This window comes from Parvularculales bacterium, from assembly GCA_036881865.1.
Classification (GTDB): Bacteria; Pseudomonadota; Alphaproteobacteria; order JAPOUT01; family JBAJNM01; genus JBAJNM01.
Genome location: JBAJNM010000021.1, coordinates 20,394 through 31,026, shown reverse-complemented (window position 1 = coordinate 31,026; position 10,633 = coordinate 20,394). Strand labels below are relative to the sequence as shown.

At 47.6% G+C, this 10,633-nt stretch carries 5 protein-coding genes; 4 read left to right on the top strand and 1 reads right to left on the bottom strand.

What is annotated here, in order from left to right:
* The 4 genes from V6Z81_06115 to traI all read left to right on the top strand — a co-directional run.
* On the top strand, positions 1 to 276 hold a 276-nt coding region (locus V6Z81_06115), incomplete at its 5' end, for a hypothetical protein (GenBank protein ID MEG9862061.1).
* A gap of 8 nt (positions 277 to 284) precedes the next feature.
* Entirely contained in the window at positions 285 to 1,724 is a 1,440-nt protein-coding gene (locus V6Z81_06110; protein ID MEG9862060.1) for a zincin-like metallopeptidase domain-containing protein, read from the top strand.
* A 68-nt stretch (positions 1,725 to 1,792) separates the two neighbouring features.
* Positions 1,793 to 2,146 (top strand): hypothetical protein, encoded by a 354-nt coding sequence (locus V6Z81_06105; protein ID MEG9862059.1) that lies wholly within the window; start codon positions 1,793 to 1,795, stop codon positions 2,144 to 2,146.
* Positions 2,143 to 3,198, top strand: coding sequence for a TraI/MobA(P) family conjugative relaxase (traI, locus tag V6Z81_06100; protein MEG9862058.1), 1,056 nt, complete (start codon positions 2,143 to 2,145; stop codon positions 3,196 to 3,198). The genes V6Z81_06105 and traI overlap by 4 nt, the downstream gene beginning before the upstream one ends.
* A gap of 435 nt (positions 3,199 to 3,633) precedes the next feature.
* Here traI and V6Z81_06095 read toward each other — a convergent pair whose 3' ends face one another.
* Positions 3,634 to 10,569: a VCBS domain-containing protein gene (locus V6Z81_06095; protein MEG9862057.1), complete on the bottom strand. Its 6,936-nt coding sequence runs from the start codon at positions 10,567 to 10,569 to the stop codon at positions 3,634 to 3,636.
* Between the last annotated feature and the right edge of the window lie 64 nt (positions 10,570 to 10,633).

Sequence of the window (10,633 nt, the reverse complement as noted above, 5' to 3'; positions counted from 1 at the left end):
CCCTACTCAATACTTCCGGAGGACCGCTTTGACCCGGAGAAACGTGAATCATGTAGCCCCTGGTTTGAAAAAGCCCTCGCCGTAGCGAAGCTGTTTGATGGGAAAGTCATCCCGGCTCACCACACGGAGGAACAGCTGGAAAAAGGGGCGTCCACATTTAATGATATGCTGAGAGACTCCGGCCAGAACGCCGTCAAAGAACAGGTGGAATTCATTATCGCGAAACATCAAAAAACCCGCTCCCGGCCGCATCCCGCAATGTCCCGCGAAATGTAAAGGGGCAGATGATGAAAAAAGATATTCACGAGCAAATAACTGCCACCGTTTTAGCCAGCCTTGAGAAGCTCAAGGACAACCCGAGCGATTTCAAACTGCCCTGGCATAAGCCCGGCGGCGGCCTTCCGTCAAACACTCTCACTGAGCGCACCTACCGCGGCGGCAACGCCCTTTTTCTATGGTTTGCCGGCATGCAATACACCTCGCAGCGCTGGGCGACCTTCAAGCAATGGCAGGAGCTGGGCGCGCAGGTCCGGAAGGGCGAGAAGGGCTCCCCGATACGCGTCCCCATCGAACTAAAATCAAAAGACACCGATTTTGTCGAGAATGATGACGACAATAGAAGGATGATGTTTATCGGCCGTGCCGTCTTCAACGAGGACCAGATCGAGGGATTTGTAGATAAGAAGGCACCACCATCCATCGACAAGGACACCATCGAGCCTCGCACCCTAGCGGATGTTCTCGTCAAAGATTCCGGTGCCGTCGTGGAAATAGGCGGGCAGTCTGCCCACTACAATTTCAAAGAAGATAAAATCACCATGCCTGATCGCGAGCGGTTCACCGGCACGGATACCTCCACTGCTACTGAAGGTTGGTATGCAACCCTCCTGCATGAGCTTGTCCACTGGTCGGGAGCCGAGAGCCGGCTGTGCCGCACATCCTTCGCCCCTGGTGCCGCGCGCTCAAAAGAGGAGTATGCCTTCGAGGAGCTGGTAGCAGAGTTTGGTTCCGCCTTCCTGTCGGCAGAGACGGGTGTTACACCGAGGTTTCGCGAAGATCACGCCCAGTATATAGGCCACTGGATCAAGGCCCTCAAAGATGACAAGAAGGCGTTCTTCAAAGCCGCTACAGCAGCTGAAGCGGCATCTGAATTCCTGATGGCAAAAACAAAAGTCCTCCAGCCTGTGAGCCACTACATTAACGTTCCGTTCGATGAGAAATTTGCAGCCCAAGCCGTCGGAGCCAGCTGGGACAGAACAGCTAAAGCCTGGTATGTCGCCAAGGACAGTGATCTATCCAAGATCGCCAAATGGGACACCCCGCCCCCAGCGGCTGAAGGTCTGGTTACACCGGTGCAGGAATTTGCCGCATTTTGTAAAAAGCAAGGATTGATCCTTCCCGGCGAGCCGGTCATGGACGGACAGTGGCACCGGACACCGGTCGAGGGTCAAGGTCCCGGGAACACGAACGGCCAGTATAAGGGCTACATTGACGGTAAACCGAACGGCCTGGTGCACAACAACCAGTCCTCCTCTGGGGAGTCAAAACCTAAACTCTGGGTAGCTACCGGTTTCATGCTCAACACCAATCAAAAAGAAACCCTTGTCAAACAGTGGGAAGCCCGCGAGGCCGTTAAAAGCCAGATCAAGGATGGCTCCATGACAATCCGCAAGAAGGGTAAGGATGCCGGACAAAGTATCGTTGCCGAATTTTCGATAACATAACCATCACTAAAACCCCGGCCTCATGTTGAGGTCGGGGAACTTTCTATAAGAAATCAGAAACTTAAATAATGCTTAAAAGCAGCTACATCATTCTCCGAGTAACCGCTGCTGAAAAAGCTAAGGTTCAAATAACAGCCAGCAAATTTAACGTGAATATTTCTGATTTTATACGCAATCTCGTCATCCATGAACATCTTCCTGACCCATCAAAAGATGAGGCGATTGAGTCCCTCGGTGAGGCTAATGCTGACCTTACCCGCCTGGTTAATCTCTTAAAGCTTGGTATCGATGAAGGGTCATTTACTGAAGTTTCAGTTTCCAGACTTATGGCAAACATAGAAAAAAGTCAGGGCACGATGAAAGAGATAGCTCTGCAGCTGCGTGGGGTAAAAGCAAGCAATGAAATGGACAGTGGCAAATGATCGCCAAGCACATAAAACCCAAAAATAAACAGCATGTGAAAGGCTCCTACCCGCGCCTTGCAAATTACATTGCCGATGCCCCTAAAAAAGATGAAAAACGTGAACTGCTATGGGCCGTCAACTGTAACTTTGGCGATGGTATTGAAGACCTTGAATGCATAATCGCAGAAGTCGAAGCGACACAGAACCTCAATACAAGAGCAAAGTCGAATAAGACGTACCACCTGCTGGTTTCCTTCCGGGATGAAAAGCCCTCAGCTGAAGCCATGATCGATATCGAAAAACAAATTGCTGAAGCTCTTGGGTTTCAGGACCATCAGCGGATCGCAGCGACGCATAAAAATACAGAGAATTATCACATGCATGTCGCCTACAATAAGATTCATCCCAAGACACGTAAAATTCACCACCCTAAACACGACTATATGGCTCTTGAGCGCGCATGTCGCAGTCTGGAGGCACAATACGGTCTCAAGGTCGATAAAGGTCGCGGAGAGGGGTCTGAGCGCAATTTGAAGTCAGGTCCTGCCAGAGACATGGAAGCGCACACCTGGGAGCAATCCTTCACCGGGTATGTCAAAGAGAGGCTGCAGGAACTGGAAGAAGGCCGGATTAATGCCCGGAGTTGGCAGGACCTTCATAGGACATTTAAGGAATATGGCCTGCTGCTGCGGCCAAGAGGCAATGGATTGATCATTACCGATGCCAATCACCAGTCCAGAACCATGAAGGCGTCCACCCTTTCACGGAATTTCAGCAAAGATTCACTCGAAAAGCAGCTTGGCAAGTTTGAACCGTCGCGCCAGGAAGATATCAAGGCAAAGCAGAGCTACGAAAAACGGCCGATCACCCGGCACCGGGATCAGATTAGGCTGTGGAAGATTTACCGTGTCGGCCTATCAGACCTTGCCTCCAAGGCAGCATACCGCAACTGGCGTCAGTTTCTCCAGATGGAAGCGCCAAATGATCCGCTGGCAAGGGCCATCATTAAAGCCCAGAACCAACTCATACAGGGTACCACCCGCAGCCGTTCCCCTAGCCTCGGCAGATAGAGAGCGCATTATAAACGGAAATGCAATTCATGGTTCCAAGATGAAGGCCGTCAGGCTAACATCATACTTCAATAATTCATGTTCTTGGTCGGGCATATGCACGAGTGGGCTGGCGGGGAACTGAACTAGGAGGAGGTAGCGGAGATTCTGGGGGTATGTGCCCGGACCTCCGGCGGTATATTTACCGCTACAAAGAGATGGGACTTGAAGTCCTGTATGATCGGAGTATGACGCAGGAATCGAGCCGCAAGGTGCCTGTTAATGAAGTGCCTGGGGCAGGATTCAAATTCATGTCCGTATTTCTTTGTAGCCGCTCGCAGCCTAAAACTCATACCCGAAGATCGCTATTATCAGATCCTCTGTTGATCAAAAAATGTCAACGGAGCAATTGTTGGCTTTACTAACATCAGGGGTGGATCGATTAATGCAGGCAGGCTATACCCCACAGGCGAATTCAGGTTCAACGATGCTGAAATCTTCGAAGACCATGGTGTAATCCTGCACCACCATCAGCGCGATATTCGTTGTGCCACTGGTATCATAGATGACGGTGTCATTAATTCCACCTGCATTATTTTCATCCAAGTCATCGTAGCCACCATAGCGGTAACGTTCAATGGAAACATCTATATCGAGTATATCCTCAAGGGCATTGAGTAAGTCAGTTGAAGTTCCGGCATCGACTCTGGCTTGAAGAGCCGCCAAGCCTCCTGATACCTCTACCTCAATCATGTCGTTCCCGCCCTTTGTCGTGGTATTGTACTTGTGGTTCCCGGATGTTGTGCCCGAACTGAAATCAAGAATTTCATCAATGTCGCCGAAAACCCCATCCAGGTTGAGGACGAAAGTATCGTTGCCCATATCGCCGGTCAGCCTGTCGCGGCCAGCACCACCGCTCATCCTATCCATCCCGCCGCCGCCATCGATCAGGTCATCAATTGCCGTACCGATAAGTATCTCATCGCTGGCAGTGCCTTCAATATCCAATTCACTTTCTTCACTGAAAATAAATCGGTTAAGATTGCGGACATAATTGAAATCAATATCACCATAAGAAATTTGATCAGACAGATGATCCTCCATTGCGGCTCCACTGGCTTCATTCACTGTGATCGTGATATTTGGCCTTGTTCGGAGAGTGTCACCAGCCTCCAAAAGATACACATAGACTTCCAGAGTGGAAATCCCGTCCAGCGTCTCACCCTCATCAAGCACTAAGAACAACTCTTTGCCGTTCCGGATTTCAAAAAAGTCCTTGTGGGTTCCGGCAGGAACAAGCGTGCCAAACTGGCCACCGTCATCGTCCGTAACAGTGATATTTGCGACCTTCACTCCAGCCGTTAAATCCGCACCCCCGTCTATCTCTGTTACGAATTGTGTTCCAACTCTAAGCACTGTAGCAATTTTATCGATGAGTCTCTCCACACCTTCAAAGTTGGTCCCGGGAGCACCGTAAAGAAACCGTAAGGCGGCTTTATCTGCGGCTTGCAACTCGGTAATTCTGGCTGGGTCTGAAGACGTTATTGGAGCGTAGTAGGACATGACCGTATCGGTACTTCTGCGATATCCTTCGTCACCAGGCCAATCTGTGTATGGATCAAATTGACCTGACCCGCTATGTTCAAAAGGATGTTTAAGCCCTAAAGTATGTCCGAGTTCGTGGGTTAACGTGTACTGTAGTTCTGATTTGATATGTTCAGGTGCAAGTGTAATATTTGTATGCCCACCATGTGAACTATCAGAACTAGTAATAGTAATTGTAAAATTTGAAATACCGTTATTATATTCCTTTTCCCCATGATCAATTTCAATAAATTTTATATTAACCACATTTTCAAATGCGGCAAAAGTCGCTTCCAGAGTTGTATAAAATTCATCAACCTTGGTTTGATTATTTGAATATACTTCTTTTAACAATTCAGCACGTTCTTCATTAGAAAATGAATAGGTGATGAGAACCGGTCCTGTTTTGGGCATTTTAAATGCTGTCCCTTCGATTAGATGTCGCACTAGAGTATTCTGAGGCTTGTCATCATCAGGTATACTACGTGGAAAAAATCTCTGGATACGCGTGAATTCTCCAGTAAGGAGATTGTAATGGGATGGATTCGATTCGTCATAGTAATTGATATCCCTTCCAATGTCATTGACCACGACAACCGCCTCAACAGGATCGCCCGTTCCATCTTTCTGCTCAAATACAATTTCATAATGGCTATTGCCATCGAAATCACGGGGGGCTTCATAATCGGGTGCAGCTCGCCATTTGAGTATTCCGTTTTCAATGTGGAAAAACTTATTGTCATTATCATTACTTTCTTCGGCCAACTGGTTGACCGTTAAATCTAACATCTGGGAATCAATGGGTTGATAGGAAGGATGACCTTCATAAACTTCAATACTGATTTCTGAAGTGTCCTCAGTGACTTCCTGTACTTCTTGTAATCCGTCATCCGCAGTTCCGATTTCGGTTAAAACGGTTTCCGATACCGTAGGGTTTGTTCCCTCCGGCCTAAAACTGTCTTCTTCATATGTTATGCGAACGCCAATCCGTTTGCCTTCATCGGCACTTTGAACTACATATTTATTGGCGGTCTCGCCAGAAATATCAGTATTCTGATGTATTGTCTTTCCAACATGATACCATTGATAACTAGGGCTGAACCCTATCTCGGTAGAACCATCAGGGTCATTACCGCTATTCTCTGCAGTAGCATCCAATCTTACAGTCAGTTCATCGCCAGTTTTCGGTAAATTTACATTTCCGTCGGAGGTAATAATGAAACTGGCGTCACTTTGGTCAATATTGATCACGGAGACAGTAATTTCATCAGAAATTTTTTCTTTCATTCCAGCGTCGGTGGCTTTAATGGTCAATACCACCTGTTCGATTGGTGTAACTGATTTGGTATGAAACGGATTTGCTTCAAAGGTAAGATTACCGTTTTCATCGATTCGAAAATCCTGAGATAAGTCGACGTTTTCTCGCAAAGTAATTGAATTGCCTTCATCATCCTGTGCGACAGCCCTAGCGATACTATATGAAACTGTTGTGCCCTCTGGGTCCGTTGCTTCGATCTCACCCAGTGCCACAGCAACTGGATTATATTGCCCCGGAAACGGATTTGTTGCATCTATATCATCTCTCAGGCTTAAATTTGTCGGTAGTGCCCCGAATATTGGAGTTTCATCAACATCGTTTACCGTGATGGTGATGTCACTTGTTTGGATTGAGTTATTTTCCGCAAGCCGGACACGGATATCGAATGTGGCAGCATCCTCATGGTCAATTTCCTGTCCCGCAAGAAGATATAGACTTGCTGTGCCTGAATTGTTGCCGGTGTTGAAATTGATATTTTCCACGGCAAATCTGGTGTCAACTATTCTGGCTGTAATATTATAGACTTCAAGCGTCCCGAATGGAGCACCATCATCATCGTCAAATGTGATATTGCCGATCAGGGTCTTGGTTGTCTGTGCACCATCTATCACCTCGTCTATTGTGGTCGTGCCCCCTCCAGATGATAAAAAAGCAAGATTCTTCGAGAATTTGCTTGCGATCGCATTAATGGTGAGGGTTTGCGGAATTGTCGTGCTCGCATCACCATCACTGACCGTATAGTTAAGCAAAACACTGTAATCGTCATCCACATTCTCCGGGGTAAAGACAAGTTGGTTGATATCCGCAGCGAGAATTTGCGTATTCAGTGGTATCGTGCTGCCATTATAGGTTAGCGTGCCCTCGTTTGCCTCAAGTCCGGCCCCATCAACATCTGCATCCACAGCCGTGATGGTAATCGAGTAAAGTTCATCATCCGGATCCGTGTAAGAGAAATCCCCCACTGAGAAGACATGCGCTCCATCCAATTGTTTGATATCAAGGGTAGAGTTCGAAGAAACAGGCGCATCATTCGCTCCGCTAACAGTAAAGATTAGTCTGTGCGGGTCTGATGTTGAATTGGATCCGGTTCCATCATCCACCGTTACCGTAAAGGTGTCAGTTCTTCCCTGACCGGAGAAATCGTCATCAAGTTTGCTGATCTCACCTTCTTTGCGAATATAACGGTAATTCCCATTTATCCTGTTGTAGTGCAATGTGCCGAAAATGCTTTCAACCCTGTGTGTATAGCCCGACCCGACTGTACCATCATCATCTGCCGGCGTTGCTTCGCCTACATAGACAGCACTGAACATGTGGGCCTGGCTGTCATCTTCCGTTGAACCGGTAACAAGAAATGTCCCGGACAAATCACCATCACCGCCATCGACGGTGGAGTCTTGATGCGCTATAGCATCATGGATAATCGCCCCACTGACAGAATCGCGTTCAAGAACGGGCTTTTCATCAAGATCGGTTACATTGACAGTGATAGTTCCCGTTGTGACAGTAGGACTAGCTCCGGAAACCTCAACACTGACTGACAGGAAGGGGGTGGATTCATGGTCAAGAACCGTATCGGACATAAGCCAGAGCTCCGATTGATTGTTGCGTAACTCGAACATAGAGGCATGGGTTCCGGTAATCACAAGCCCGCTAGGCGGACCATCCTGATCAACAATTTGGAGGGTAGCCACCATCATCCCGCCGGGTGAACCTGTCAGATCTGTATTTTCGTCAATTTTAGTCAATACCGACTGTGTCCTATCGACGGTAACTGACGTTGCCGGCCTGTTCCTGGCAGCCTCGATGGTGAGTGTCGAAATATCACTACTTAAACCACCGGAATCCGTCACCGTGTAATTGATCGTTACATCAAGGGATTGCTCCTGCTGATTCGAATCAGGCAAATAAACAAGATCGCCGTTATTAATTTCAGCCAGGGTGAATATTCTCCGGGATGTATTCAGGCGTCCTCCCTGAAGATTAACGGGTGAAATTGAAACCGAAGCAAACATATCGTTGGCATCGCCATGATCCTCGTCCCTGAAACCGAAATCCGTCGCCTTGAAGACATGTCCGGTGCCGCCGACAAGCGTGGATAGACCAACCGCTGGCCTTGCTGTCGGTGCTTCGTTCGTGTTTGTGAGTGTAACGACTACAACATGGTTTACCGGATTAGTTATATCATAAGTCGGTGATCCAGCCTCACCACTGTCAGCTGCAGTCAGGGTCAGTGTGAAGGTATTGTCTGCCGGGGTTTCAAAATCGAACGATTTTCCACCGACAATGACCAAATTACCGCCAACAAATTTGAACCGGCCGTCGTTATCATCAGTTAACGTTAGAGCGGAAGTTCCTCCATCGGCATCATCTGAGACAAAATCAAGTCCCGTATCAAAGTCTGAATTGAATGACGCCTCAGCAAATGTGTATGTTCCCGGCCCGGAAATCACTGGCGGGGTATCATTTACATTGGACAGATTAAGCACATAATCATAATTTACCGGTGAGGAATCCCCGCCTGAAGCAATTATCCTTAGTGTTATCGAGTCCTGTGTTTCAAAATCACCGGAATCAGCACCTGTATAATACAGCATTCCATCAACGATACGATAATGGGTATTCGCCGCATGAGTGCCGGCAAGGCTAAAGGTTGATGAACTTAAATTATCCTTCAACTCCCCAAGAAAAATCCCCTTTTGATTTGTGAGCCCGGGTATATTCACGCCATCATTTTCAGCATCTGCGCTTTCCACCAGCAAGGCTGTTCCGTCAGAATATGTTTGTACATTGGCATTTTCCAAATAAAGAGTGCCTTCAACGATATCCACAGTAAAATCCTGGCTGACGGTGCGGTCATGAACAGCCCGAACTGTGATATTAAGAAATTCCTCGCTGAGCTGATCTCTTGACAATAGCCAGAGTTCCATGATGCCATCACCGTTACTGTCCCGGCTGTTAGTGACAGTCAGGCCATCATTGTCACGAAGCACAAATCTACCCGCAGCGGTGCCGGAAAGTTCAATAGATGAATTATTCCCACTCCCATCAATGTCAGATATCCTGATATCGGCAATCTTGATTCCGTTAAGTGCAGATTCGATAGTGGCAAGCGTATCTCTGGTGTTGGTTAAGGAAATTGCTACCGGGGCATCATCGAGGGGATTTACAACGATTTCCAGCGTTGCCTCATCAGACCAACGTTCACCGTCAAAAACACGGTAGTCAAGACTAAGCGTGCCGGAATCATTAGCCGAAGGTGTGATGGACAAATCTGAAAGTGTACCGACCGGAAGATAGATAAAACCGGCGATATCGGCGGTCTGTATGCCGCTGGTCTGTGGGCGGACGCCTACATCCCTCTCGATGGTCTGACCATCAAGCCTCAATGCAACAGAGTGACGAGAATTAACAGACTGGGGGAAGGCCACCATCGGATTGAGGAGAATACCAGTCAGGGAAGACGCTATATTGCTATTAGGATTTCCATTCGGATCACGAAAACCAAAGATGTCCTGAACAATTTCATATATTTGTTCTTCATCGATTTCGATATCACGAACAGGATTCGCAATCGGTTTCCCAAGGAGTATATTCTGTCCCGCAATAACACGAGCATTAACCTCACTGAGCAAATCTGTATTATTGGACGTCGTAGCTGGATTGCCATCTACCAAAGGTTTAATCGCAGTAATCCGCGCTTGCGCCGAACTCGCGCTAGGGATGCCTGAGACATCCCCCTTTTCTATTACTGACAGGCTCAGAGCAGCTGTTTTGATCACTTCGGTTTTATACGAGTCCAGTTTGCCCCTGTATGCCGGTTCTGACCTAATCGGCGGTCTGGTTTCCGGCGACTCTTGAAATCGATAGCGATTTGAATCCAGTACATCATCGATGGTAATTAATGGATTGTTATTGCTGTCAACGCCGAAGATATCATTTAATATGATCTGAATTTGAGCCGCTACAGGCTCAACAGATTTCTCGTCGATCCTGTCCATGAGAAGATCAGTGACCGGTGAGGCCAACCTGCCATCGGGAAGAGACCTGTATTGCCCTCTCAGACTCTCGTTCGTATCTGTATCAATAGCCCCATCAACAACAGCGATGAATGGCCCGAATGGGATGCCGTAAGCCTCCCCTTTCTCATTGGTTTCATGACGCGAACGCCCGCTTCCATCATAAGCGAGGCGTTCTGATCTTGAAAGCGCACCATCTTCATTGGTGTCAGCGGAAGCAGGATAGACTGAAGCAAAATGAACTGGTCCATCGATAACCTGGATTGTTGTTATTCTTACGCCGCCACTTCCACCGCCGCCACCTCCGCAGGCGTTCAGTACAAGACCAGAGATAGTCCAAACTAATAATAAGTCACTGGGAAAAACCCTTGAGGTTAACCTTCCTGAATCCCCACCAAGCGTGTTTTTCTTCGGATACAACACAAAACTCTCAGATTGTCTGCTAAAACTCAAAGATCCATAGCTAATCATCTTATAAATTTATATTCTTATTGACAATTAGAACCCCATCAGAATTATAAAGGTATACCAAATT

Bases quoted from the DNA above. Each gene is read 5' to 3' on its own strand.
- V6Z81_06105 (MEG9862059.1), top strand. From the start codon at position 1,793: ATGCTTAAAAGCAGCTACATCATTCTCCGAGTAACCGCTGCTGAAAAA.
- V6Z81_06095 (MEG9862057.1), bottom strand. From the start codon at position 10,569: ATGATTAGCTATGGATCTTTGAGTTTTAGCAGACAATCTGAGAGTTTT.
- traI (MEG9862058.1), top strand. From the start codon at position 2,143: ATGATCGCCAAGCACATAAAACCCAAAAATAAACAGCATGTGAAAGGC.
- V6Z81_06110 (MEG9862060.1), top strand. From the start codon at position 285: ATGATGAAAAAAGATATTCACGAGCAAATAACTGCCACCGTTTTAGCC.